Genomic DNA, 633 nt, shown 5'->3' on the forward strand with positions numbered 1-633 from the left:
GTCAACAGTGGCACGGACCGCGGTTTCACCGGCCACGAGCAGCTCGATGACATCGGGCTGACGCACATGAATGGCCGGCTGTACGACGCCACCATCGGTCGCTTCCTGTCGGTGGACCAGCTCGTCAGCGATCCGTCGGACCTGCAGGCCTACAACCGCTACAGCTATGTGCGCAACGATCCGCTGGCGCGCACGGACCCGAGCGGGTGGTCGGATCTGAAGGAGAGCAAGACCCCGTACCTGCAGACCATCTGCCATCCGAGCTGTGATGGCGTCACTGTGAATCCGTCGGGGAGTGTTTCAGCAACGCCGGAATCGACGGTCAAGACGACGGAGCAGAAGACGTCTGGAGGCGGTGCGACACCTTCGGGGTCCAATGGCTCGTCACTGACGAACCAGGTCGCCAAGATCGTTGCTGGCGTCCGGAGTTTCTTGACGCCAGTCGACTACAGCCTGTCGTCCGATGACGATCTGGCGAAGATTGGATACGGCAATTCAGCAGCCAATCGCGAGAAGGTGCGGAGAGCGGAGGCGCGAGGGGAGGTGCCCTATTCCATGGGTGGGGCATTGGCCGATTTGGCGGATGCCGACTCCCGGGTGATCCCGGTGCAGTCTAGCGGCCTGAGGTTGGTG

At 62.6% G+C, this 633-nt stretch carries 1 protein-coding gene; it reads left to right on the forward strand.

The features are described 5' to 3' along the window. Positions 1-633 (forward strand): RHS repeat-associated core domain-containing protein (locus tag AC1DXV_RS35150; protein ID WP_477938121.1); only part of this gene is annotated, 633 nt, incomplete at both ends.

The sequence above is a fragment of the Rhizobacter sp. P3_C12 genome, assembly GCF_056402735.1.